The organism is Aeromonas sp. ASNIH2 (genome assembly GCF_002934795.1).
GTDB classification, from domain to species: Bacteria; Pseudomonadota; Gammaproteobacteria; order Enterobacterales; family Aeromonadaceae; genus Aeromonas; species Aeromonas caviae.
On record NZ_CP026406.1, the window covers coordinates 3,077,501 to 3,101,605 of the forward strand.

The following is a 24,105-nucleotide window of genomic DNA, read 5'->3' on the forward strand; positions in this document are numbered from 1 at the left end:
GTCCTTGAAATACCACCCTTGTATGTTTGATGTTCTAACGCAGGGCCCTGAATCGGGCTCGCGGACAGTGCCTGGTGGGTAGTTTGACTGGGGCGGTCTCCTCCCAAAGAGTAACGGAGGAGCACGAAGGTTGGCTAATCCTGGTCGGACATCAGGAGGTTAGTGCAATGGCATAAGCCAGCTTAACTGCGAGACGGACAGGTCGAGCAGGTACGAAAGTAGGTCATAGTGATCCGGTGGTTCTGAATGGAAGGGCCATCGCTCAACGGATAAAAGGTACTCCGGGGATAACAGGCTGATACCGCCCAAGAGTTCATATCGACGGCGGTGTTTGGCACCTCGATGTCGGCTCATCACATCCTGGGGCTGAAGTCGGTCCCAAGGGTATGGCTGTTCGCCATTTAAAGTGGTACGCGAGCTGGGTTCAGAACGTCGTGAGACAGTTCGGTCCCTATCTGCCGTGGGCGTTGGATGATTGAAGGGAGTTGCTCCTAGTACGAGAGGACCGGAGTGAACGAACCTCTGGTGTTCGGGTTGTCACGCCAGTGGCACTGCCCGGTAGCTAAGTTCGGAATCGATAACCGCTGAAAGCATCTAAGCGGGAAGCGAGCCCTGAGATGAGTCATCCCTGACCCCTTGAGGGTCCTAAAGGGCCGTTGGAGACCACAACGTTGATAGGTGGGGTGTGTAAGCGTAGCGATACGTTGAGCTAACCCATACTAATTACCCGTGAGGCTTAACCATACAACACCCAAGAAGTGTTCAGAGACTTGTAGCAGATACCGAGAACGAATAACTAAATCAGCTTTTTCAGATTGAAGATTTTTGCCTGGCGGCAATAGCGCAGTGGAACCACCTGACCCCATGCCGAACTCAGAAGTGAAACGCTGTAGCGCCGATGGTAGTGTGGCATTCGCCATGCGAGAGTAGGACACTGCCAGGCACCCAATACAAGAAACCCCGCTCATCTGAGCGGGGTTTTTTATTGCCTGAAATTCAGCGTGTTGCAGCCTTGGCTCTGGTTCCAGTTATTACCGTTAGACCGTTTCCCCTTCTTTGTGATTGCTCCAGCGGGGCTGCCGAACACTCGATATCTCGATGTTCATCTCTTCATTTTCAAGTCTCCCCATTCCTCCCTGCTACTGGATCTGAGAGTTTGTAATGCTTGAGCTGCTCAGCTATTCCATTCGTCGATGATCACTATTGCCGCTGCGGGGGATGACAAGGAAGGCTGGTAGATTGGCCCCTTGAAGATCCAGACACTTCGCCCCTCTTAACTTAAGAGGTAGTCTTGGAGCTATGTTCAGTACTAGTCACAACGAGAAGATGGTCGAAGTGTTAACAGGGGCCGAGCGCCGTCGACGCCGGACTCCACAAGAAAAGATCGCCATCGTGCAGCAGACCTTTGAGCCCGGGATGACCGTCTCTCATGTTGCTCGCTTGCACGACGTCAACGCAAACCAGCTTTTCAAATGGCGTAAGCAATTCCAAGAAGGGTCTCTCACGGCGATCACCGCCGGTGAGGATGTTGTTCCTGCTTCCGAGTTGGCTGCTGCCATCAAGCAGATCCGAGAGCTTCAGCGTCTGCTCGGGAAGAAGTGCATATTCCGGCTGATCATGAACACCGATTCCGGTTCAACGTGAACACCATTTCCGGACCAATGTGAACGCTCATTCCGGTTCAACCTGAACACTTTGCCCCTCCTTTCCGGAAACAGTGTTCAACATCCCGGAATCACTGTTCACATTCACCGGAATCATCCTTAACGCATTGATTTAACAACCTTTGATACGCTCTCCCTTTTGCCAGGGAAGAGCCTATGTCTGCCAAGAGGATTGCAATGCGTAAAATTCGTGAAGTGCTGCGACTGCGGCTGGAGGCTGACCTCTCTGTTCGCCAGATAAGTTGCTGCACCAAGGTCAGCGTTGGCTCCATCCAGAAACTCCTCAAAAGTGCCCAGGCGCTCGGCCTGACCTGGCCCTTGCCCACCGAGCTTGATGATGCCCGACTGGCTGCCCTGTTCTATCCGCAGGCCGATACCACCATCTCGGCCCGCCATGTCGTGCCGGATTGGCCCTCTGTCCATCAGGAGCTCAAGCGCAAGGGGGTCTCCAAACAACTGCTCTGGGAGGAATACACCCAGCGCTATCCCAATAGCTGTTACAGCTACTCCCAGTTCTGCGACCGTTACAAGTCCTGGTGTCAGTTGCAAAAACGCTCCATGCGCCAGATCCACAAGGCGGGGGAAAAGCTCTTTATCGACTACTGCGGGCCCACGGTGCCCATCGTCTCGCCCTCCACGAGTGAGATCCGTCAGGCCCAGATCTTTGTCGCCGTGCTTGGTGCGTCCAACTACACCTTTGCCGAGGCCACCTGGTCACAGTCACTGCCGGACTGGCTGCAAAGCCATGTCCGTGCCTTTGAGTTTTTCGGCGGGACCCCGGCACTCCTGATCCCCGACAATCTCAAGAGCGGTGTCAGCAAGGCTTGCCGTTACGATCCCGAGCTAAACCCCAGCTACCAGCAGTTGGCCGAGCACTATCAGGTGGCAGTGATGCCAGCTCGCCCTTATAAGCCTAAGGATAAAGCCAAGGCTGAAGTGGGAGTGCAGATCGTCGAGCGCTGGATCCTGGCTCGTCTACGCCATCAGACCTTCTTCTCGCTTGCCGAACTCAACCAGTGCATCCGGGCTTTGTTGAATGAGCTCAACGAGCGCCCGTTCAAGCAGCTGCCCGGTAACCGACGCGAGGCGTTTGAGCAGTTGGACCGCCCGGCACTGGGGTCACTACCGGTGCATCCCTATCGCTATGTCGCCATCAAAACGGTCAAGGTCAACATCGACTATCACGTCAGCTATGAGCAGCACCATTACTCGGTGCCGCACCAGTATGTGGGTCAGCAACTGGAGCTCCATGCGGGCGATACCCTGCTTCAGGTCTATCACCAGCAACAGCTGGTCGCGAGCCATCCACGTAAAACCATCCCGGGGATGAGCACGCTCCCTGAGCACATGCCGGAACGTCACAGCAAGCAGCAACGCTGGACGCCAGGGCGTCTTAAGCAGTGGGCTGCTGACATCGGACCGGGCACCTTGTGCTGGGTTAGCGAACGGCTGGAAGAAAAAGCCCATGCCGAGCAGGCATACCGACTCTGCCTGGGTCTACTGAGTCTTAGTCGAGAGTATCCGCCATCACGGGTCGAGGCTTGCTGCCAGTTGGCTAACCGGGAAGGACTGGTGCGGCTCAAGCAGCTCAAGTCGGTGCTGACCAGTGGCCGCGACCAACTGCCCGCAAGCCCGCTGAGCTACCCAGAGTTACCGCAAGAGCACGAGAACATCCGTGGCCCCCAGAGCTTCCACTAAAGAGGATACGCCCCATGACCCAACAAACCCTGACCCGCCTGAGAAACCTGAAACTGACCGGCATGGCGGATGCCGTGCAACAACAACTTGAACAGGCGAGTACCTACGAAGGGCTGCCCTTCATCGAGCGGCTAAGCCTGCTGGTCGAACACGAACAACTGAGCAGGGAGCAGCGTAAGCAAGCTCGGCTGGTCAAGCAGGCAAGGCTCAAACTCCAGGCCACGGTGCAGGAGCTGGACTACCAGTCAGCACGCAACCTAGAGCGGTCACAGGTAGCAAACCTGGCCCAAGGAGAGTGGCTGCGCCGGGGCCAGAACCTGCTCATTACCGGCCCCTGTGGCTGTGGAAAAACCTACCTGGCTTGTGCGCTGGGCTACCAAGCCTGTCAGCAAGGGCATAGCACTCGTTACTACCGGCTGCCGCGTCTGCTACTTGAGCTGAGCCAGGCCAAGGTAGATGGCAGTTACGCCAGGCTGCTGGGTCAACTGGCAAGGATAGAGCTGTTGATCCTGGATGACTGGGGACTAGAAGCGGTGAATGCCGTGCAGCGCAACGCCCTGCTGGAGATCATGGATGATCGGTACGGGAAATACTCGACGGTAGTGGTCAGTCAGCTGCCAACGGAAGAGTGGTACGCGAGCTTGGGGGACAACACTCTGGCAGATGCGATCCTGGACCGGCTGATGCACAACGCTCACCGGCTGTCACTGAAGGGAGAATCGATGAGAAAGAGGAGAAGTGAGTTGACCCAATCTGAACACTCGAGTTAGAAACGGGGTGACGTGAGCGCGTTAAGGATCAGGGTGTTCACGTTGGCCGGAATGGCTGTTCAACTTCGCCGGAATACGCAAGAAGACCATGGAGAACGAGATCCTCAAAGAAGCCGTGGAGGTTGGTCGAGCAAAAAAATGGATTGCGCATGCGCCCTTGTTGCCGGGGGACGACGATTAAGTGCTGTGAGCCAGGCTCTTAATGTATCGCGTGCGCAGCTATCCGTTCGTGTTCATCGAAAACCGGGTTGGCAAGATGGTCGTCATCATCGCCAGCGTGATGATGCAGCCTTACTTGGCCGTATCATGGAGGCGATGGCAGAGCTTCCCTCCTATGGCTATCGCCGGGTCTGGGCGCTGTTACGGCGTCAGTCTGAGGCAACAGAACAACCTGTGGTAAACGCTAAGCGGGTATATCGCGTCATGCGCGAGCATGGCTTGCTGCTGGAAAGAAAACCAGCTGCACCATTGGCCCAGCAGGCACATAAGGGGCGTGTTGCCGTCAAGGAGAGCAATCGACGGTGGTGCTCAGATGGCTTCGAGTTTCGCTGCGATAACGGTGAAAAACTACGTGTCACGTTCGCCATGGATTGCTGCGATAGGGAAGCGTTGGACTGGGCGGCCAGTACTGGGGGTTACGATAGTGACACTGTGCAAGATGTCATGCTGAGGTCTGTCGAACGTCGCTTTGGGGATTCGTTGCCGGCATCACCGGTGGAGTGGCTGACTGATAATGGCTCGGCGTATCGAGCCCATGAGACCCGCGCGTTTGCACGAGAAATCGGGTTGGAGCCCAGAACGACAGCAGTGAGAAGCCCACAGAGTAACGGTATAGCGGAAAGCTTCGTGAAGACGATGAAGCGAGACTATATCGAGATGATGCCAAAACCGGATAGCCGAACAGCGGTAGGCAATTTGGCTATCGCGTTTGAGCATTATAACGAGCACCACCCGCACAGCGCCTTGGGATACCGTTCACCACGGGAATTTCTGCGCAGTCGGGTATCACAACCCTAAGCGGGAAAAAGTGTCTGGACCTATGGGGTCAAATCCAGCTGGATCCATAGACTGTTTCTTTCATGTACAAGGAGCTGTGTATGTTGGGGATCCACGATCTGGCGTTGTTTGTCGTTTCTGGCCTGCTGTTGAACATGATGCCTGGGCCTGACTCTCTGCTCATCATGCTGCGCAGCGGCTCCCAGGGATGGCGTGCAGGGTCCATGGCGGCATTGGGTATCGGGACAGGTACCATGGTGCATGTGTTGGCGGCAGCGCTGGGACTGTCTGCCCTGTTGAGTGCCTCTGCCGAGCTGTTTGCCGTCATCAAGCTGATGGGGGCGCTCTATCTGGTCTATCTCGGCGTGTCCATGCTCTGGCAGAGTGGCACTTCAACGTCTGTGGATGGGGCTGTGGTGCTGCCTGCGCTCTCTTATGGGCGCATCTTTCGGCAGGGGTTGCTCACCAATGTCCTCAATCCCAAGGTGGCGCTCTTCTTTCTCGCTTTTGTGCCCCAGTTCATCGAGCCCGCCTCACCGCAAAAGGCGATGGCGTTTATCGTACTGGGCTGCATTTTCAATCTCAACGGCATGATCTGGTGCCATCTGCTGGCGTTTTCCACCGCGTTTGCAAGCCGCAAGGTGCGACTGCCCGCCCGGGTGGCCACCTGGCTGAATCGCGTGATGGGGGGGCTGTTCGTGGGGCTCGGTATCAAGCTGGCGGTGGAGTGAGCAGGTAAACACCGGGCATAGAAAAAGGCGTATCCCATCGCTGGGATACGCCTTCGTCTGCACTGCAGCAGAATGACCGGGATCAGTTCATGCCGTATTATCGCATCACCGGTCTAATGCTGTTTGATGTCATCCGTAAATGAACTACATCTGTTTGATTTTTATCATTTAACTTTCCATTCTTGTCTAAAGCCATCTTAGGGGATATAAGACAAGTGTGGGTTCATGTGTGGGTTCAAAATGGCAATCTCAGATTCAAAACTCAAAGCAATGCTACGTGGTCACGATGATGATACGCCCAGAAAGGTTGCGGATAGGGATGGGCTCTCTGTTCTGTGGAGGAATAGCGGCAAAGTCAGCTTCGTGTACCGCTATCGAATTTTAGGCAAGGCAAAAAACCTGACTCTAGGCTCATATACCGGACAGGAGGGGGGGCTATCGCTTTCCGAAGCAAGGAAAAAGGCGGCGCAATGTCGAGCTTGGCTGGAAGAGGGTAATGATCCCGCCTTGATGACGCGGATCGGGAAAGATGAAAGGCTCAAACCTGTCACAGTTAAAGATGCTCTCGAGTATTGGCTCTGCCATCACGCCGATAAGAAAAGGTCGAACAGTGAGAAGCATCGCCAGCAATTTGCGAAGTGGGTCTATCCACGTATCGGAGATCTTCCCTTGTCAGATTGTGATACTCGTCACTGGTTGAGCGTCTTTGACGAGTACTCGAAGGTAGCGCCTGTGGCTAGTGGATATTGTTTCCAAAACTGTAAGCATGCTCTGAAGTTTTGTCGTGTCAGACAGTTTGCAGTCAGTAATGCGTTGGATGACTTGACTGTTGCTGATGTTGGGCAAAAAGCGAGTAAGCGAGATAGGGTTCTGACGCTAGAAGAACTGCAAACACTATGGAAGTGGGCTGAGAAGCTAGGCCCATATTGCTACTACGGAAATTTGGCCAAGATTCTGTTGTCGTTCGGTGCAAGAACTCAAGAAGCTCGGCTATCAGCACCCGAAGAATGGAATCTAGTCGAAGGTACATGGACAGTACCTGCGTCTAACTCAAAAACAGGTAATAAAATCGTGAGACCAATACCTGATTTTATTCGGCCGACGATAGAGCTCTTGCTGAAAGCAGCCGCTGCACAGTCATCCTCATACTTGCTAGGGGAGCTCAAGCGACCAGAAGCGGTAAGTCAGTGGGGAAGGGGGATTTGGAAACGGATTGGGCATAACGCCCCTTGGACATGGCACGATCTGCGAAGGAGCTTAGCGACCCGCCTTAACGAGGCTGGGATTGCCCCCCATGTCGTGGAACAAATTCTAGGTCATGCCCTACCTGGTGTAATGGCTCACTATGTTCATACGGTTCGGTTACCGGAACAAAAAATGGCTCTGGAGTTATGGGGAGGTATTTTGAAACCATCAGAAAAACCGGCAGATAATATTGTGCATCTACAAGTTGGATAGGGAGAACAACCGGCGGCCCGTCGGGCCGCTTCCCCTCCAATTTTTTGGGGCCTTTCTGTACGTTCAAAGCCGTATGATAAGATAGTATAAAAATACTGAAATGATGCATGGTTGTAACCTCTATTGATAGAGCTACTTATTATCACCATACAATTGCAAATATCTTTCGTTGATTAACATTTCAACTATGGTATTCATTTTTTGATTTTCTCTATCTGCTAATTTTTTCAATTTATCTTTAGTCGAAACACTCATAGATATTTGAACCATCTTCCGTGAAGCAGCTTCCCCTTGTAGCTTCATTCTATATTTTTGCTGAGCGCCTGATTTTTTTAATTCAGCGATAACTAACAGTTGATGCTCTAATCTCAGAAGATCATAAAAGGTTATCAAAGCCATTTTTTTACTTTTTTCTATTTCAGAGCTTTCGGTTTCATTTAACTCTAGCCATATCGGTGCTTTGCTGTTTAAATACCGTGAAAAAGAGTAGTCCCATGCCCACCCCCATAATTCTTCATTCTTGGATAACCAATTTATAATTTTAGAGCTGTTTTTTATTTCGCCCCAACGGGATTTAAAAAAACTCATCAGACTTGTTTTTTCCGTTAATTCAAAGCGACACAGGTCGAAAAACAAGGTTATGTTTGAAATCTTATCCCGATTAGATGTTGGGTGTTCATCTAAACATAGACAAGAATATAATGAATCATTAGCAAACGCGTCTACAAATGAACTTCGTGGCTCAGGCTTATCTATTGATATAGACTGAAATACACCATCGCGAAATTGATCTTCATCATTAATTAATAAAATTGATGCCCAGATGAAATTTACTAGCCTATCATCAGAATTCGAGATCCAAGCAAAGTCCTTATCCCCAAGGCATGACTGATAAAAAACCTCTAGCATTAAATTTTTTACCTTAATCGGGTCATTGAGATCATCTCTATTGAAATTAATTTCAAAAAACCTTAATTCATCTATAAGGTCTTTTCTCTCGTCTTTCCCATCTACAACAAAACCAATAAAGTCAGTTAACCTACTTATTCTTTTTTGGGATGAAGCAGAAGTAGTCTCCCTAAACGTAAGCCTTGGCGAACGATCATTATAACACCCAGCATTCTCAATAAATCTACCTGATTACCCATGACCCTCAGCCAGCTTCAAGAGCCGATATGGCATCGGAGGGCTTGCCACGACTGCATGCCCCAATTCTACCAACATGCTATTGAGGTCAAAACGATGATTAAACCGGAAGCAGTATTCCGCAAGATGCCTTGGTAAATGCTTCGCTCCGAGCGTATGGCAACTGCCCCGCAGCGAGTTTTTCACATTTCCTATCATCGTGTTTACCCAGTTGAATGCCGGATGATCCAGCCAGTCCAGGTTGCCCCCGGTGACAACTCCCAGGTGCTCACAATTGGCCTCCTTGACCGCTTTGAAACAGGCCAATCCATCGGATATCACCGCGCTACCACTGGCAATATGCCGTTTTGCCCAATCAGCAACGGACTTGGTTTTGAAACCATCGACCACCGTCATCCGCATCTTGATTGGATGTCCTTCCTTGTTCAGGGCCACTGCTGCCACAAACGGCGTCTTGCCTGCCGCGCCCCGACCCCGTTTGCCACCACGGCGCTCGCCACCCCAGTAGACATCATCGAGCTGAATGATGCCGCTGATGGGCTGCTTGTCATCGGACTCTTTCATGGCTTGCAGCAGCTTGTGCTTGAGCATCCAGGCGGTGTCATATTTGACGCCCAACTGGCGCTTTAGCTCCATCGCTGACAAGCCTGTTTTGGTTTGTGACAACAGGTGCATTGCCAGAAACCACTTGGTCAGTGGGAGCTTGGTGTTTGCGAAAATCGTGTTTCCAGTCAATGACATCTGGTGACGGCAGTGATTGCATTGCCACACACGTGGCCGCCTTCTCAGGCGACAACAGGTCTTGTTGGCACATTCAGGGCAGACAAAGCCGTTAGGAAAACGCCAAGTGAACAGCGCGTTTTCGCACTGAGCCTCAGTGCCATAGTCCTTGAGAAACTCAAACAGGCTGTAGCCTTTCTGGAATTGGATTTTGCTTTTGGCCATGATCTCGCACCTCGATAACTGTACGTAAGATCAGTATAGTTCGTGGTAACTGACTGCTAATCATGGGTAATCAGGTAAGGGTAAAAGTATTTCAAGAACAGCTCAACCGAGGGATGAGCAGACTTAGCCTCTCTGTAGTGATAGTAATGCCTGGTAACAGCATCCATTGCTTTTTGGAAAACATGGATGTTTATAGTTGGATAGTTAGATTCTAAGTTTTTAATAAATTGCAGGATGTGGACAGACATGAGTAATCCCTCAATGAAGAGTAGGTTTAATGTTATAAGGGGAGTGTATGGTTAGCTGAGGTTAGGTAGTTAGTAGATGGGTATAATGTTGATTGACATTAAATAATATAAACACCTTAACTTGCGTTAATTAATGGGTATCTCTCCGTAGGCATGCTTGCGAAGATAAAGACATTTAATGGTGTGTGTTTGTCGTTATAGCTGTTAGTTGGGAGTAAACAATCAGCAGGTTAACTTATGGAGCCTTTATGGCTTAAATTAAAATGCTCTTATTGATGCTTGTACGTGTAACCAAGTATCAATTTCATGTTCAAACCAGCCAACAGCTGACAAGCCCAACTTAAATGGCTTGGGGAAATTCTTGTCATAGCGAGGGGATTTATCGCTGATACGGTCATAGATAGTTGAACGGGCAAGGCCGGTCTTTTGGATAACGTCTTTGATGCGCAGTACTTTGGGGGACGTGTTCATGGTGTACTCCTGATGGTATGGGTTTCGTTCATCAGAAGGGATTGGGGGTTGAAAAAAACAGTAATCAGCCTCGGTACGGGGGGATCAGGAAGGCCAATGATGAAGACCCGCGATCTAGGGTCAGCATATGAGGTGGTTGCATTGATTGTGGCGAAGGCTGCTCGTCGATGACTTAAACAGGACTTAGACTAGGGAGAAAAAGAGGCGTTTTGCACGGCGTACAAGAGTGTTCTCGTCTTCACTTAGCACGCATAGATATACATTAAATCATCATTGCATGGACACATTTCCTTCTTTAGATGTTGTGCAAATGACATTGAGATATACTAAAAAAAATCATAATATCTACACACAAATAACACAACAACAAAGACCCAAAAGGGCCATTGAGCCTCAATTGAGATTCAATGAAAGGAGGTTGTATGTGCGAGGCTTGTGACTTTATTGTTTGAAGTTTTTTGATGGAGGTTGGTATGGGAACTCAAAATAACTTGTGGTTTGAAAAGAAAGATCACAGAGCGATGTTGTTTCTCTACAATAGATTTACCTGATTACCCATGATTAGCAGTCAGTTACCACGAACTATACTGATCTTACGTACAGTTATCGAGGTGCGAGATCATGGCCAAAAGCAAAATCCAATTCCAGAAAGGCTACAGCCTGTTTGAGTTTCTCAAGGACTATGGCACTGAGGCTCAGTGCGAAAACGCGCTGTTCACTTGGCGTTTTCCTAACGGCTTTGTCTGCCCTGAATGTGCCAACAAGACCTGTTGTCGCCTGAGAAGGCGGCCACGTGTGTGGCAATGCAATCACTGCCGTCACCAGATGTCATTGACTGGAAACACGATTTTCGCAAACACCAAGCTCCCACTGACCAAGTGGTTTCTGGCAATGCACCTGTTGTCACAAACCAAAACAGGCTTGTCAGCGATGGAGCTAAAGCGCCAGTTGGGCGTCAAATATGACACCGCCTGGATGCTCAAGCACAAGCTGCTGCAAGCCATGAAAGAGTCCGATGACAAGCAGCCCATCAGCGGCATCATTCAGCTCGATGATGTCTACTGGGGTGGCGAGCGCCGTGGTGGCAAACGGGGTCGGGGCGCGGCAGGCAAGACGCCGTTTGTGGCAGCAGTGGCCCTGAACAAGGAAGGACATCCAATCAAGATGCGGATGACGGTGGTCGATGGTTTCAAAACCAAGTCCGTTGCTGATTGGGCAAAACGGCATATTGCCAGTGGTAGCGCGGTGATATCCGATGGATTGGCCTGTTTCAAAGCGGTCAAGGAGGCCAATTGTGAGCACCTGGGAGTTGTCACCGGGGGCAACCTGGACTGGCTGGATCATCCGGCATTCAACTGGGTAAACACGATGATAGGAAATGTGAAAAACTCGCTGCGGGGCAGTTGCCATACGCTCGGAGCGAAGCATTTACCAAGGCATCTTGCGGAATACTGCTTCCGGTTTAATCATCGTTTTGACCTCAATAGCATGTTGGTAGAATTGGGGCATGCAGTCGTGGCAAGCCCTCCGATGCCATATCGGCTCTTGAAGCTGGCTGAGGGTCATGGGTAATCAGGAACCGAAATTGTCCGTCGGGTGGAACAACTCTTTGCTTATGCCGATACCATCGAGCAGCAGGCCAAGGCGGCCAAAGAGCGGGTCGATAACTTGACCCAGGCCATTCTGGCCAAGGCATTTCGTGGCGAGCTGACCGCCGACTGGCGCGCAGCCAACCCGGACTTGATCAGTGGCGACAATAGTGCCGCCGCCCTGCTGGCCCGCATTCAAGCCGAGCGGGCCACTACCAAGCCGCGCAAACGGGCAACTAAAACATCCGCGGTGTAGGTTCGATTAGCGAAGCGTAATCGGACGCACGAGAAACTGCCGCCCTGCTGGCCCGCATTCAAACCGAGCGGGCCACCGCCAGCGGCAAAAAAGGTAAGCGTGGGACCAGCAAGACTCGCACAACGGACTAACCCGCTCGTATGATGGGCAGCCATCGGCAACATTCGACGGGTTGTAAGCCAAGTGCCGGCGAGATAAGGTCGTGTTGGCAGCAGAATTAGGAATAGAGCATGGAAATCAAACAACTCACCCTCGAAAATCTGGGGCGTTTTGAGCGTCTTGCCATCGAGTTTGCCCCCACAGAGCGCGTCAACTCGAATGTGACTGTGCTGATCGGCAACAATGGCGCAGGCAAGACCTCGGTACTCAAATCATTGGCAACCTCGTTGAGCTGGTTTGTTGCCCGTTTGCGCAGCGATAAAGGCAACGGTAGCCCCATTCCAGAGGAGGTAATCCTCAATCGTGCCAATACCGCAGTGGTCTCTCTTCAACTACACGATCAGCAGCACGAATACAGTTGGTCACTCACCAAGACCCGTGCTGGCCGCAAGAGCAACGAGCAATCCATATTGACCGAGGCCAGCAAGCTGGCCGATGTGTATCGAGCACGATTGACAGAGCTGGAAAATGTCAGCTTGCCCCTGATCGCCTTCTATCCAGTCGAACGGGTGGTGCTGGATATTCCGCTAAAGATCAAAGAGAAACATTCATTTCGCCAACTCGATGGTTATGATAATTCTCTGAGTCAAGGAGTCGATTTTCGTCGTTTCTTTGAGTGGTTTCGCGAGCGGGAAGATAGCGAAAATGAGTCGGTAATCCCTGCTGATGTTCTCAATGAACTTCAAGATTTGCTCGATCCTGCTCTTTGGCAAAAGTTGCAACAGGCACAGGCATCAGCCAGAGATCGCCAGTTGACGGCGGTGCGCACAGCTATTGCCAACTTTATGCCCGGATTTAAAAATCTGAAGGTTCGCCGTAAGCCGCGCCTGCATATGTCCATCGACAAGGAGGGTCAGACCCTCAATGTGTTGCAACTGTCGCAAGGGGAGAAATCCCTGATGGCGCTGGTGGGCGATATTGCCCGCCGCCTCGCCATGATGAACCCAGAGCTGGAAAACCCCCTTCACGGCGATGGGGTGGTGCTGATCGACGAGGTGGACATGCACCTGCACCCGCAATGGGCACGCGCCATCATCCAGCGGCTCACCGATACCTTCCCCAACTGTCAGTTTGTGCTGACCACCCACTCCCCTCTGGTGATCAGCGATTGCAAGGATGTACTGGTCTATTCGCTTGATAACGGTGAACTCACCGAAGTGCCGTCCCAATATGGTCAGGATGCGAACTCGGTGCTGCTGGAGGTGATGGATACCGCTATTCGCAATGAGCGAGTGGCAAGCCGACTCAACGACTTGCTCGATCTGATTCAAGATCGGCGTTTCGATAAGGCCAATGCCTTGCTGGCCGAGCTGAAAGCTGACCTGCCTGCCAACAATCTGGAACTGACCAAGGCAAGCCTGCTGCTGCGCAAAGAGGAGCTGCGCCGTGCGCAAGATTTATAAGGGACAAGAACCTGCAAGTCTGGCGGCATTCAAACGTCAAAATCCTCATGCTCGATATCACGACCTACCCAACGATGAAGAGGGTCAGGCAATTCGCCAGCAGATCCGGGAGGCTTGCACTACTGAGCAATTCCATCTCTGCGCCTACTGTTGCCAAGCCATCAGCGGCACCAGTGAAGACACCATGAACGAGCATGTTGAGGCTAGGGATCTCGCCCCTAAGCGCACCATGGATTTCAGCAATCTGGTAGCCAGTTGCAAAACACCGAAACAGTGCGATGCCGCCCATGGCTCGCAGCCTCTGCCGTTGACCCCGCTGATGCCTGAGTGCGAAACCGAGTTGCGCTTTAAATGGAGTGGTCGGGTTGAGGGGTTGACGGAAAGAGCCAAAGAGGCGATCCGGGTACTCAATCTGGGTGATACGGAGCAAAGCAACAAGGTGCTGGTTGCCAAGCGTAAACAGCTGGTGGATAGCCTGATTTGGACCCACTATGGCGATGATCAGCAGGCACTGGCGCTGGAAGATGATGCACAATTGCTGACAATGCTGATCGAAGATCTGAGCCAGCCCAAACAAGGCAAGCTGGAGCCCTTCGCACCTGTACTGGTGAACATACTGCGCAGTCAGCTCTAGCGATTGCGTGCCTGCCCGGGTGACTCGGGAGCCACAACCTCGGTACACCTCGTGCGCTTTTCTCCGGCAGCAGACCGCGAGGATAGGCGCATCTCCTCCCCTCTGATAATCTGCCGTGGCCACGGTAGCCAACTATCCCGTTTTCATTTGGAGTTTTCATGTCACTGACCAAGAGTAAAACCTCGGCCAAGCGAAAAAAAGCCGAGCCGCGCCACGAGAGTCCGGCCCTTGCCTATTTTCATCGCCAGTGGCAGGCCATCGAAAAGCTGCAGGCCAAGCTGGCCAAACAGGAGCAAGAGGGGGCGGATATCTATCAGCGCTTTGTCAGCGACATTGAGCCTCTGGAGCGTGAGCAGTGTGGGCTGATTTTTCAGCTTTGCCAGCGGCTGGCCGGTTTCACCGCCCGCAAAAGTTTTACCCAGTGGCAGCGCGAGATGCTCCATGGCTGGATTGATGAATTGATGGGGTATCTTGAATCCAACCCGTTTCGGGGGGAGCTGGATCTGGAGTCACTCTATATGGCGGTGCAAGCGGGCAGCGTCAGCCAGCTCGATGATGATCAGCTCGAGGCGAGCTGCGATTTTATCACTGACATGCTGCAAGAGGCGTTTGGCGAGAGCCCCGATGATATCGAGCTGCTGCGCGAGATGGTCAGAAATCCCGAGAAGCTGCGCGACTATATGCAAGCCCAGGCCCAAAAACAGGGCGGTGATGAGCATGAGTGGGACGACGACGCGCCGGACTGTGGCGATGACCCCTTTGCCAATGACGAGGCTTTCGCACGTTGGCAGGATCATCATGACATGGCCGATCCGGATGAGGTTGCCAGGGTTGAGCAACTGCTCGATAACTCAAGCCTTAAGCAGCTCTATCGCAAGCTGGCTATGACGCTGCACCCGGATCGGGAGCAAGACCCGGTCAAGCGTGAAGAGAAGAGCCGCCTGATGGGCGAGCTCAGCCATGCGTGGGAAACGCGGGATATGTTTACTCTGTTGCACCTGGCTCACACCCATCTGCCCGAGGCAGACAAGCTGCTGAGTGAAGAGAATCTGGTGGCCATCAATCCGGCGCTCTGGCAGAAAAAACGTGAGCTCGAGATCTGCTTTTATAGTGGCCCGGAGGGAGTGCAAGGGGTTATCTTGCACAAGTTTAAACAGCGCTCGAAGAAGAAGACCGATCTCGCGTTCGAGGAGCATCAGCACTATCTACAGCGGGATATCAAGCAGTTGCATGGACAACTGGCGACCATCACCACCCTTGCAACCCTCAAACCCTATCTGGCCGAGCGCTGGGACGCACGTCAGCACGCCATCTGGGATGAAGAGCCGGACTTTGATGAGATCTTCTTTCGATAACACTTTTTTCGAAAACACATTTTTTGAAAACACCTATTTCGAAAACAAGAGAGAGCCAATGGCTCTCTCTTGTTTTGGGTAGCTTGAAGGATGTCGTGGCAATGAGACATCCAGATGAGTGCTATCGAGGCGCTGGACAGCCAAGGGCGCATGGAACACCAGCACAAGCTGACTGACCGAGTGAAAGGTGTTAGCGCCTTATTTATTCTCGGCCTGATACTGCACACCGCTCGCCGACATGGTAATGACCGGTAGCTTTTGACGAACCGCCTCCCAAAAGCTGCTCTTGCGTTTGTGCTGCTGATAAAGCTGATTCAGATACTCCTGTGGCGAACAGAGAGGTCTCTCTCCATCCTCTTGTTCTACCTTTAAGGCCGCCTGATAATCCAGGCTCTTTTTCAGATCCGAGGCTGCCCCCGTGTAGTAGGTGCTCTTGCCCTGATTAACGACATTGGCCACCAATTGACGACGTAGCCGCACTGCCACCACGATAAATCCCTGCTGATAGAGGCGGCTCGACCAGGTTCGTACGGTTGAACCAGCAAGGAGTGAGAGATCCTCCTGCAAGTCTGCATCTGTACATTGCTCAAGCCGTTGTGCCAGTTGTGGCCATGCATCAACCTCCTCCAACAGCAACAAGACCTCGCGTAGCCCCCATGATTCGGCAATGGCAACAAACTGGCCTAATGCTACTTCTCTAGGCTCATCTCCACTTTGGCAATAACTCGCAAAAAACGAGTTTGCCCGTGTGCTAGCAAACGCGCGTAATGCCTGAGCATGAGCGTCAGCTCGGCGTCCCTCTTCCAGATAGGCCCGGATCAACACTTGATGCCACAGGTTCAATTGGCGGTGGCGCTGCAACAGAGCCGAGTCCATTGCCTCTAATACCGCGACGGCTTGATCGGCGCGTAATTCGTCGGTCAGCAGTCTGGCATAGTCAATCTGCTGACGGGGGTGGCTAAAGAGACCAGCCTGTTGCACCGAGTCAAAGAATGCAATATCACGCAACTCAAAGCTCAACCCCAACGCCTCTGGCAATAGACCTGCCGCCGCATAGTTATCGCGCAAGGCTCGCATCACTTGGGAGCCGAGCACATCACGGTAATCAAACAGGCAAGTAATGCTGATCGATGGATCAATGTCTGACAATCCGTCACGCAATCGACGAGCCAGCACCTCTGGGGGGACAGACTCTCGTTGAGCAGCGATCGCCATCAACCACTGTTCGACCAGCGCAAGATGGTAGTCCTCCCAGCTGCCACTGGATGTATCCATCTTTTCATACAAGGCTCTGGCATTCGCCAGCAACTCGAGGGCGAAGAGTTCTCCCTCCCTTGGAGAGGCGACGATCCCCTTGGCCAGCAACGGAATAAACTGATTTTGCAAGGTATCGAAGAAGGCATCCACCTCCTTATAATCCCAGGAAGGGGGGCGACGAGTGAGCTTGCTATACTCTTTTTTTGCCAATGCCAATAAGGCATCCTCAGCAGTAAGGTACTGGTTAATCAGGTGCTTTTTTGCGAGGGGAAGATGCGTTGCCAGGTCAAGCACGATAGCCAACAGCTCGGCTTGGCTTTTGCTTTCCAGTTTACTCAATTGCGCTTTGGTTAATATTCGTGCCATCAGCTGAACTACCCATTATCAGGTCTATCTAATCGAACATTGTGCCTGAGACCGATATAGATGCCTATCCATTGGAGCGACATCCCCCGGATGACAGAGACCATAAAGAACACATGGTTAAGAAACCATGTCTACGTCGCTGGAGGCGCTCAGCAATGAACACCTGCAAGAGCAAGCCACCAAGGCCCGATTTGCTGCTCGTATCCTTCATGCCCACTTTCTGGCACAACGTAGCGAACACCAGTGGTGGTACCCATCAAGATTGGCCGCAACGAGCCGTGTCCCTTTGGCTGCGGCTAGAAGTACAAGCAGTGCTGTTTGCACTGACCAACAACATAGATAGCAAGAGAGGGCCAATGGCCCTCTCTTGCATTAGGCAACATGGGGAGGATAGGTACAGTTATGTGGTCAACGCTGTTCATCAGGCTAGTCCGAGTTGAGTCGTCGACAATGATAACTAGTCTTGTAGGTGTGGGTTCAAATGTGGGTTCAAAACGAAAAAGGCACTATCAATAAAATGATGGTGCCTTTATTTTCAATAGCTTAGCTGTTATGGCTTAGTTCATGCCGTAACGCTTGAGTTTCTTGCGCAGGGTACCGCGGTTGATGCCCATCATCACGGCGGCGCGAGTCTGGTTGCCACGGGTGTACTGCATGATCACGTCCAGCATGGGAGCTTCGACTTCGGAGAGAACCATATCGTACAGATCAATCACTTCCTGACCGTTCAACTGGGCCAGGTAGTTACGCAGGGCCTGTTGCACAGAGTCACGCAGGGGGCGTTGGGTCGGCTCGGCAGCGTGATTGTGAGTAGTTGTTACCAATGCATCAGAAGTCAGGGTTTGTTCGAACATATTCGGTCGGCTCTTTAGTTATGCGTTAACCTAATCCATCGAAATACGCTTCGAGTGCCTCGAGTTGTGCGTCTGCACAATCCAGGGCATTGAAGTGCTTACGGAATTCTCGGCCCGCCTCTTCTTCATCCAGATACCAGCCCACGTGTTTACGGGCAATGCGCGCTCCCAGATAGGCACCGTAAAACTGGTGCAGATTGGTGACATGCTCGTTCATCAGGGTGCGAACCTCTTCCCTGTCGGGAGGCGGCAGCTTGGTGCCCGTTTCAAGAAAATGGCGGATTTCCCGGAAAATCCAGGGTCGTCCTTGCGCAGCACGGCCGATCATCACGGCGTCGACACCGGTATAGTCGAGGACATACCGGGCTTTCTCCGGGCTATCGATGTCGCCATTGGCGACAACAGGAATCGATACGGCCTGCTTAATCGCCCTGATAGTGTCGTACTCCGCTTCGCCCTTGTAGAGGCAGGCACGGGTACGACCATGCACGGCAAGGGCCGCGATACCGCAATCTTCGGCGATTCGGGCGATCTCCTCGCCATTGCGGTTATCCGGATCCCATCCTGTGCGGATCTTCAAGGTGACAGGTACTTCCACCGCATCCACCACGGCCCGGCAGATGGATCTGACCAGGTCTGGCTGACGCAGCAGGGCGGAACCTGCCAGCTTCTTATTCACTTTTTTTGCCGGACATCCCATGTTGATGTCGACGATCTGAGCGCCCTGCTCCACGTTGTAGCGGGCAGCAAACGCCATCATCTCGGGGTCGGCACCGGCAATCTGGACCGATCGCAAGCCGCCTTCAGCAGAGTGATCCATTCTCATCCGGGTTTTCTGGGTATCCCAGACATCCGGGTTGGCCAGCAGCATCTCGGAAACGGCCATACCGGCTCCCAAACGTAAACAAAGTTCACGAAATGGTCGGTCTGTTACACCGGCCATGGGGGCCACGATCAGGGGAGTTTCAAGCGTGTGGGGACCTATCTGCATTCCACGGTTACCATCGGCTTAGGGCGGCGTATATTACGCATTTTTTAGTCAGGAGAAAAGGTTAGTATTTGAGCGTCAGCCATTTTTTTCTGAAAAAAACGTCGCGCCAAGGCTTGCAAATTCAGGAGTGCTTGAAAATCGGACATATTGTCTGTGACCATGGTCAGGAGGGCGCGAGTGAGGGGGATGGTGATTTGTGAGTCTCCCTCTCAAGCCGGTTTAGGCTATGATAGCGGGCCTGAATTGAGCAAAGACTCTACACAATTTCATTACAAACGGATCGGGGATGTATGACGGTAAAGTTCATCAAGTCGCTCTGCCCATGCCTGCTGGGTATCGTGCTGGGGTCGGCTCAGGCGCAGACGGTCAGCTTTACCGAGGCCTGGAGCCGGGTCATCCAGCAGGATGACGGCTTGGCGGCAGAGCAGGCCGGGGTGGAGCGGGCCCAGCAACTGCGGGAGGCGGCCAAGGCCATGTACCTGCCCAAGGTGGATGTGGGGGCCAGCTATACCCATCTCGATCAGCCGATGGAGCTGGACATGCTGGATCTCAACCCCATCGCCAATCATCCGGAATTCGGCAAGGTGCTGGGGCCTGTGATGCAGGCACTCAACCTCAGCCCGAGCGATTTCGTCACCCCCCTCACCAAGCAGAACGTGGTGACCAGTTCGGTCAAGATGCTATGGCCGCTCTTTACCGGCGGGCGCATCGATGCGGCCCAGGATATTCGTCAGGCCCAAGTGAGCGAGGCTGAGCAGTTGCTGGTGCTCAAACAGCAGTCCACCTTCGAGAGCCTCTCCCAGACCTACTTCGGGGTGGTGCTGGCGGCGCAGGTGGTGCAGACCAAGCAGGAGATCGAGCAGGGACTGGCACACCATCTGGATAATGCCAAGAAGCTCGAAGCCCAGGGGCAGATCGCCAAGGTGGAGCGCCTTTCGGCCCAGTCTGCCTATGACAGGGCACGTATCGATACCCAGAAGGCCAAGCGCAGCCTGGAGATCGCCCAGCTAGCGCTCGGCCACATGCTCAAGCTCAAGCAGGCGGAGCCCAATACCGCCCTCTTCATCAACGAAGGGATGCCAGCCTTGTCTCCCTTCGTGGAGGAGACCCTGTCGGTGCATCCCGGTCTCAAGCTGTTGACGGCCAAGAAGGAGCAGGCCCAGGGGATGATCAAGCTGGAGAAGGGCAAGTACGCCCCCGAGCTCTTCCTGTTCGGCAACTACAACCTCTATGAAGATGATTCCATTGTCTCCAAGACCACACCGGACTGGCTGGTTGGTGTCGGGGTCAGAATGCCGCTGGTGAGTCGTGATGGCCGCTCCGAGACAGTCCAGGCAGCCAAGAGCGCCGAACTCCAGGTCAACCTGCTGCAAGCCAAGACCCGCCAGGATCTGGAGCTGCTGGTCGAGAAGACCTGGCGCGAGGCTGCCCAGGGACTGGAGGAGTATCACTCTCTCTCCTCGACCCAGGAGCTGGCCGAGGAGAACGTGCGGTTGCGTGACAAGGCATTCGGTCAGGGGCTCTCCACTTCCCTTGATGTGGTCGATGCCCAGACCCAGCTTGCCGGGGTCAAGACCCAGCGCGCCGCCGCTGCCTATCAATACGTGATCTCCCTGGCCCGCTTGTTGGCACTCTCCGGTCAGATGAACAGTTTCAACCAGTATCAGCATGGCCAGGCGATCGAGGTGAACTCATGATCGCGCGCTCTTCCATTCCGTTATTCATGTCCGTTTCGACCGTCAAGGGTCGCCCGTTTGCCGAGGTGAATTCATGAGTCATCCCCCCATCAAGAAGAAGATGAGCCAGGGCAAGCCCTGGCTGCTGCCACTGGCGCTGGTATTACTTGTGCTCTGGCTGGGCTGGCGCTTCTGGCTGGCCTATCAGCCGGAGCCGGTGCGTCTGCAGGGGCAGATAGAGGCGCAGCAGTATTCGGTCTCTTCCAAGGTGGCGGGCCGCATCGACGAGGTACTGGTGAAGAAGGGGGATCAACTGGCCAGGGGCCAACTGGCGTTCACTCTGGCGAGCCCGGAGATCGAGGCCAAGCTGAGTCAGGCCAAGGCCGGGCAGGCCGCGGCTGGTGCCATGGCCGAAGAGGCCGAGAAGGGGGCGCGAGTGCAGCAGATCGCGGCCGCCAAGGATCAGTGGCAACAGGCCAAGGCGGCTGCCCTGCTTCATGGCAAAACCTACGAGCGCATTGCCAGCCTGCATCGGGATGGCGTGATGTCGCTGCAAAAGCGTGACGAGGCCTGGACGGCCTGGCAGGCGGCGAAGTACAGCGAGGGCATGGCCTGGCAGCAATACCAGATGGCACTGGAAGGGGCGCGGGAAGAGACCAAGATAGCGGCCCGCGAGCAGGCCAAGATGGCGGCTGGCGGAGTGGCGGAAGTGGAAGCCTATCTGGCCGATACCCGCATCGCCAGCCCACACGAGGGGGAAGTTGCCCAGGTGCTGTTGCGTAGCGGCGAGCTGGCTCCCCAGGGCTTCCCCGTGGTGACCTTGCTCGACATGAAGGATGCCTGGGCCCAGTTCCATGTCCGTGAGGACCTCTTGCCAAGGTTCCCGGTCGGTACCGAGTTTGATGCCCGTATTCCCGGCCTGGGGGATCAGCTGGTGCGCTTCAAGGTGACCCATGTGGCCGTGATGGGGGATTTCGCCACCTGGCGTGCCACCGACACCCGCCAGGGGTTCGACATGAAAAGCTTCCAGGTGGAAGCGCGCCCCTTGCAGCCGGTTGACGGGCTGCGGGTCGGCATGAGCGTGCTGGTCGAGCTCTGATGGGACGCGAATGGCGGTTGCTCTGGCAGGACCCGTTCGGCCGGGCGCTGGCGAGCTGGGTCCCCTTGCTGCTGATAGGGATCCTGTGCTGGATCTTTTCAGCCGGCCTGGCGCGGGATCTCAAGGTCGGTCTGGTGGATCTGGATCGCAGCCCCCTCTCCCGACAACTGGCGTTCTCTCTCGATGGCTCCGCCGGGCTCAAGATAGCGCAGCAGTTTGACGCCATCGACGAGGGGGCCAGGGCACTGCGAGGGGGGGACATCTATGCCCTGGTGGTGATCCCCCATCACCTGGAGCGGGATGCCCGGCAAGGCACTCAGCCGCAGGTCACCGTGTTCAACAATGGCCAGTTCATCCTGATTGCCAAGCTGGTCAACTCCGCACTGGCCCAGGTGGTGGGAACTCTCAATGGTCAGGTAGGGGTGTTGGAGGCCATGGCCGGCGGCAAGACGCTGCCCGGTGCCCTGGGACAATCCGTACCCATTGCGAGCCAGGTTACCGCGCTCTACAACATCAATTCCAGCTACGCCCAGTTTCTGCTGAGCGCCCTGCTGCCTGCAGTGTGGCAGATCCTGGTTGTGCTCTATGGCCTGAACGCCCTGGCCCGCACCGATCGCCTCGGGTTGGACTGGACCACCAGAGGGGTCTGGTTCGGCCTCTGGCGTACCCTGCTGCCCCACGTGCTCATCGGCTGGGGGTGGGGTCTGGCGTGGAGTCTGCTGCTGTTCAAGGGGCTTGGGTACCCCATGCAAGGCAGTTGGCTGGTGCTGACGGCGGGGCTGGGACTGGCGTCGGCCGCTTGCGTCACCATGGGGGCCTTCTTCTACGGCATCATCCGGGATCCGGCGCGGGCGCTCTCTCTGGCCGGCGCCTACACGGCGCCGGGATTTGCCTTCATGGGGGTCACCTTTCCGGTCAGCGCCATGGGGGATGTGGCCCAGTTCTGGCGCAGCCTGCTGCCCATCTCCCACTATGTGGAACTGCAGATCGGGCAAACCAACTACGGTCAACCGTTGACGGCAGCCCTGCCCCAGCTCGGGGCCCTGCTGCTGTTTCTGCTGCCCCTGCTGCTGGTGGTACACCGCTACCGGGCGCCGTCGGGCGCGGCCCTGCCCCATGAGGAGTCCAGGCCATGATGGGATTCTGGGATCTGGTGCGCCTTGAGCTGCGCACCCTCTTGGCGGATCGCGCCATCATGCTGACCCTGTTTGGCGGCGTCTTCTTCTACTCCTTCCTCTACCCCCAGCCCTACCTGCACCAATTGCCCAGGGAAGAGCCCGTGGTGGTGGTCAGCGAGGATGGCAGCCAGCTTTCCCGCCAGCTGGAGTTTATGGCCGATGCCACGGCGCAGGTCAAACTGGTGGCCCGTGCCGGTTCGCTCGACGAGGCCCGCCAGATGATGCTGACCGGCAAGGCGAGCGGCATCTTGCACATTCCCCGCCACTTCTATCGGGATCTGATGCTGGGCAGGAGCGTGACCCTGGGTTATGCCGGGGATGCCTCCTACTTCCTGGTCTATGGCACCATTGCCGAAGGGCTGGCCCAGGCGGGGGGCACGCTCGCCGCCCAGGTGAAGGTGGCCAGGCTGCTGAGCCAGGGCGAGGCGCTGCCCCAGGCCGCCATGGGCTGGAACGCGGTGGCCCTCAATGTGCTGCCGGTATTCAACCCCACCATGGGCTATGTGAACTACGTGGTGCCTGCGGTATTCGTGCTGATCCTGCATCAGGTGTTGCTGATGGGGACCGGCATCCTGGGGGCGACCCAGAACCAGCGCAGCCGCCGTGGCGAGTCAGGCTACTGGCAACATGCCCCCGTGCCGGCCTTGTTGCTGGCCCGCACCCTGGTGGTGGGGGTTCTTTTCGTCCTTCCGGTGACCTACTTCTTCGGCTTCTGCTTCGATCACTACGGTATTGCCCGCACCGCTGTACCCGGCGAACTCTGGCTCTTTACCCTGCCGTTCCTGCTGGCCACCACCTGGCTCGGGATCGTGCTCGGCGCCCTGTTCACCCGCCGTGATCTACCGACCCAGGTGGTGCTTGTCTCCTCATTGCCGCTGGTCTTCCTGGCCGGCTTTATCTGGCCCCTTGAGCTCATCCCGGCCCCCCTCAACTGGCTGGCCCAGTGGGCACCGAGCACGCCGGCCATCGAGGGATTCCTGCGCCTCAATCAGATGGGGGCCGACTTTGCCCAGGTCTCCCGCTACTGGTGGCAGTTGTGGGGACTGGCGCTGCTGTATGGCGCTCTGGCGTGCTGGTTGCTCCGATGGCGTCAACCGTGCCCTGCAATGCGGCCGGATGATGGGGCGATAGCGTCTTCCACCGACTAGGCGCCTTGCAACA

The 24,105-nt window shown here is 54.5% G+C and carries 19 protein-coding genes, 2 rRNA genes and 2 pseudogenes (1 of these 23 running past the window's edge); 17 read left to right on the forward strand and 6 right to left on the reverse strand.

Annotated elements, in window-relative coordinates; genetic code table 11:
- From C3F36_RS14665 to C3F36_RS14700, 8 genes and pseudogenes are all read left to right on the forward strand, one after another.
- A 23S ribosomal RNA gene (locus C3F36_RS14665) occupies positions 1 to 744 on the forward strand; it begins 2,145 nt to the left of the window's first position.
- An 84-nt stretch (positions 745 to 828) separates the two neighbouring features.
- Positions 829 to 943: ribosomal RNA gene (gene rrf, locus C3F36_RS14670) — 5S ribosomal RNA — on the forward strand.
- Positions 944 to 1,326: 383 nt separating this feature from the next.
- Positions 1,327 to 1,599: pseudogene (locus tag C3F36_RS14675) on the forward strand (transposase); the annotation flags it as partial.
- A gap of 221 nt (positions 1,600 to 1,820) precedes the next feature.
- Positions 1,821 to 3,362 carry an IS21-like element ISAs29 family transposase gene (gene istA / locus C3F36_RS14680; RefSeq protein ID WP_104454439.1) on the forward strand — a complete coding sequence of 514 codons (1,542 nt, stop codon included), beginning with the start codon at positions 1,821 to 1,823 and terminating at the stop codon, positions 3,360 to 3,362.
- 14 nt (positions 3,363 to 3,376) lie between these two features.
- A complete protein-coding gene (gene istB, locus C3F36_RS14685; protein WP_104455316.1) occupies positions 3,377 to 4,132 on the forward strand; it encodes an IS21-like element ISAs29 family helper ATPase IstB in 756 nt (251 codons plus the stop codon).
- A 79-nt stretch (positions 4,133 to 4,211) separates the two neighbouring features.
- Positions 4,212 to 5,149, forward strand: a pseudogene (locus tag C3F36_RS14690) (IS3 family transposase); the annotation flags it as partial.
- An 80-nt stretch (positions 5,150 to 5,229) separates the two neighbouring features.
- Positions 5,230 to 5,859 (forward strand): LysE family translocator, encoded by a 630-nt coding sequence (locus C3F36_RS14695; protein WP_104455317.1) that lies wholly within the window; start codon positions 5,230 to 5,232, stop codon positions 5,857 to 5,859.
- A 240-nt stretch (positions 5,860 to 6,099) separates the two neighbouring features.
- The gene (locus tag C3F36_RS14700; RefSeq protein WP_104456061.1) at positions 6,100 to 7,317 is read left to right on the forward strand and encodes a tyrosine-type recombinase/integrase; all 1,218 of its coding nucleotides are present in this window, start codon (positions 6,100 to 6,102) and stop codon (positions 7,315 to 7,317) included.
- A gap of 132 nt (positions 7,318 to 7,449) precedes the next feature.
- Here C3F36_RS14700 and C3F36_RS23340 read toward each other — a convergent pair whose 3' ends face one another.
- The 3 genes from C3F36_RS23340 to C3F36_RS14720 form a co-directional block, all read right to left on the reverse strand.
- Positions 7,450 to 8,226, reverse strand: a complete 777-nt coding sequence (locus C3F36_RS23340; protein ID WP_158656122.1) for a hypothetical protein — start codon at positions 8,224 to 8,226, stop codon at positions 7,450 to 7,452.
- Positions 8,227 to 8,457: 231 nt separating this feature from the next.
- Entirely contained in the window at positions 8,458 to 9,408 is a 951-nt protein-coding gene (locus C3F36_RS14710) for an IS1595-like element ISKpn3 family transposase (RefSeq protein WP_043851557.1), read from the reverse strand.
- Between the two features lie 506 nt (positions 9,409 to 9,914).
- Positions 9,915 to 10,127, reverse strand: a complete 213-nt coding sequence (locus tag C3F36_RS14720; RefSeq protein WP_104455320.1) for an AlpA family phage regulatory protein — start codon at positions 10,125 to 10,127, stop codon at positions 9,915 to 9,917.
- 621 nt (positions 10,128 to 10,748) lie between these two features.
- On the opposite strand from C3F36_RS14720, the gene C3F36_RS14725 reads away from it, so the two are divergent.
- The 5 genes from C3F36_RS14725 to C3F36_RS14745 all read left to right on the forward strand — a co-directional run bounded on the left by C3F36_RS14725 (position 10,749) and on the right by C3F36_RS14745 (position 15,523).
- Positions 10,749 to 11,699 carry an IS1595-like element ISKpn3 family transposase gene (locus tag C3F36_RS14725; protein WP_043851557.1) on the forward strand — a complete coding sequence of 317 codons (951 nt, stop codon included), beginning with the start codon at positions 10,749 to 10,751 and terminating at the stop codon, positions 11,697 to 11,699.
- A 24-nt stretch (positions 11,700 to 11,723) separates the two neighbouring features.
- Entirely contained in the window at positions 11,724 to 11,972 is a 249-nt protein-coding gene (locus C3F36_RS14730) for a restriction endonuclease subunit S (protein ID WP_104455321.1), read from the forward strand.
- Positions 11,973 to 12,202: 230 nt separating this feature from the next.
- Positions 12,203 to 13,534: an AAA family ATPase gene (locus tag C3F36_RS14735; protein WP_104455322.1), complete on the forward strand. Its 1,332-nt coding sequence runs from the start codon at positions 12,203 to 12,205 to the stop codon at positions 13,532 to 13,534.
- Entirely contained in the window at positions 13,518 to 14,168 is a 651-nt protein-coding gene (locus C3F36_RS14740) for a hypothetical protein (protein ID WP_042649078.1), read from the forward strand. The genes C3F36_RS14735 and C3F36_RS14740 overlap by 17 nt, the downstream gene beginning before the upstream one ends.
- A 158-nt stretch (positions 14,169 to 14,326) precedes the next feature.
- Positions 14,327 to 15,523 (forward strand): J domain-containing protein, encoded by a 1,197-nt coding sequence (locus tag C3F36_RS14745; RefSeq protein ID WP_042649079.1) that lies wholly within the window; start codon positions 14,327 to 14,329, stop codon positions 15,521 to 15,523.
- A gap of 198 nt (positions 15,524 to 15,721) precedes the next feature.
- On the opposite strand, the gene C3F36_RS14750 is transcribed toward C3F36_RS14745, so the two are convergent.
- The 3 genes from C3F36_RS14750 to dusB form a co-directional block, all read right to left on the reverse strand.
- Positions 15,722 to 17,146, reverse strand: coding sequence for a hypothetical protein (locus C3F36_RS14750; RefSeq protein ID WP_104455323.1), 1,425 nt, complete (start codon positions 17,144 to 17,146; stop codon positions 15,722 to 15,724).
- A 557-nt stretch (positions 17,147 to 17,703) separates the two neighbouring features.
- Positions 17,704 to 18,000, reverse strand: coding sequence for a DNA-binding transcriptional regulator Fis (gene fis, locus C3F36_RS14755; protein ID WP_005309538.1), 297 nt, complete (start codon positions 17,998 to 18,000; stop codon positions 17,704 to 17,706).
- Positions 18,001 to 18,025: 25 nt separating this feature from the next.
- The gene (gene dusB, locus C3F36_RS14760) at positions 18,026 to 18,991 is read right to left on the reverse strand and encodes a tRNA dihydrouridine synthase DusB (RefSeq protein WP_010675552.1); all 966 of its coding nucleotides are present in this window, start codon (positions 18,989 to 18,991) and stop codon (positions 18,026 to 18,028) included.
- A gap of 290 nt (positions 18,992 to 19,281) precedes the next feature.
- Here dusB and C3F36_RS14765 point away from each other — a divergent pair, with 290 nt between their 5' ends.
- From C3F36_RS14765 to C3F36_RS14780, 4 genes are all read left to right on the forward strand, one after another.
- The gene (locus C3F36_RS14765; RefSeq protein WP_199769603.1) at positions 19,282 to 20,688 is read left to right on the forward strand and encodes a TolC family protein; all 1,407 of its coding nucleotides are present in this window, start codon (positions 19,282 to 19,284) and stop codon (positions 20,686 to 20,688) included.
- A gap of 73 nt (positions 20,689 to 20,761) precedes the next feature.
- Positions 20,762 to 21,766 (forward strand): HlyD family secretion protein, encoded by a 1,005-nt coding sequence (locus C3F36_RS14770; RefSeq protein WP_080767988.1) that lies wholly within the window; start codon positions 20,762 to 20,764, stop codon positions 21,764 to 21,766.
- Positions 21,766 to 22,902, forward strand: coding sequence for an ABC transporter permease (locus C3F36_RS14775; protein WP_104455324.1), 1,137 nt, complete (start codon positions 21,766 to 21,768; stop codon positions 22,900 to 22,902). Before C3F36_RS14770 ends, C3F36_RS14775 begins: the two co-directional genes overlap by 1 nt.
- Entirely contained in the window at positions 22,899 to 24,092 is a 1,194-nt protein-coding gene (locus C3F36_RS14780) for an ABC transporter permease (RefSeq protein ID WP_104455325.1), read from the forward strand. Before C3F36_RS14775 ends, C3F36_RS14780 begins: the two co-directional genes overlap by 4 nt.
- The last annotated feature ends 13 nt before the right edge of the window (positions 24,093 to 24,105 follow it).

Bases quoted from the DNA above. Each gene is read 5' to 3' on its own strand.
- istA (WP_104454439.1), top strand. From the start codon at position 1,821: ATGTCTGCCAAGAGGATTGCAATGCGTAAAATTCGTGAAGTGCTGCGA.
- istB (WP_104455316.1), top strand. From the start codon at position 3,377: ATGACCCAACAAACCCTGACCCGCCTGAGAAACCTGAAACTGACCGGC.
- C3F36_RS14695 (WP_104455317.1), top strand. From the start codon at position 5,230: ATGTTGGGGATCCACGATCTGGCGTTGTTTGTCGTTTCTGGCCTGCTG.
- C3F36_RS14700 (WP_104456061.1), top strand. From the start codon at position 6,100: ATGGCAATCTCAGATTCAAAACTCAAAGCAATGCTACGTGGTCACGAT.
- C3F36_RS23340 (WP_158656122.1), bottom strand. From the start codon at position 8,226: ATGCTAGAGGTTTTTTATCAGTCATGCCTTGGGGATAAGGACTTTGCT.
- C3F36_RS14710 (WP_043851557.1), bottom strand. From the start codon at position 9,408: ATGGCCAAAAGCAAAATCCAATTCCAGAAAGGCTACAGCCTGTTTGAG.
- C3F36_RS14720 (WP_104455320.1), bottom strand. From the start codon at position 10,127: ATGAACACGTCCCCCAAAGTACTGCGCATCAAAGACGTTATCCAAAAG.
- C3F36_RS14725 (WP_043851557.1), top strand. From the start codon at position 10,749: ATGGCCAAAAGCAAAATCCAATTCCAGAAAGGCTACAGCCTGTTTGAG.
- C3F36_RS14735 (WP_104455322.1), top strand. From the start codon at position 12,203: ATGGAAATCAAACAACTCACCCTCGAAAATCTGGGGCGTTTTGAGCGT.
- C3F36_RS14745 (WP_042649079.1), top strand. From the start codon at position 14,327: ATGTCACTGACCAAGAGTAAAACCTCGGCCAAGCGAAAAAAAGCCGAG.
- C3F36_RS14750 (WP_104455323.1), bottom strand. From the start codon at position 17,146: ATGGCACGAATATTAACCAAAGCGCAATTGAGTAAACTGGAAAGCAAA.
- fis (WP_005309538.1), bottom strand. From the start codon at position 18,000: ATGTTCGAACAAACCCTGACTTCTGATGCATTGGTAACAACTACTCAC.
- dusB (WP_010675552.1), bottom strand. From the start codon at position 18,991: ATGCAGATAGGTCCCCACACGCTTGAAACTCCCCTGATCGTGGCCCCC.
- C3F36_RS14765 (WP_199769603.1), top strand. From the start codon at position 19,282: ATGACGGTAAAGTTCATCAAGTCGCTCTGCCCATGCCTGCTGGGTATC.
- C3F36_RS14770 (WP_080767988.1), top strand. From the start codon at position 20,762: ATGAGTCATCCCCCCATCAAGAAGAAGATGAGCCAGGGCAAGCCCTGG.
- C3F36_RS14775 (WP_104455324.1), top strand. From the start codon at position 21,766: ATGGGACGCGAATGGCGGTTGCTCTGGCAGGACCCGTTCGGCCGGGCG.
- C3F36_RS14780 (WP_104455325.1), top strand. From the start codon at position 22,899: ATGATGGGATTCTGGGATCTGGTGCGCCTTGAGCTGCGCACCCTCTTG.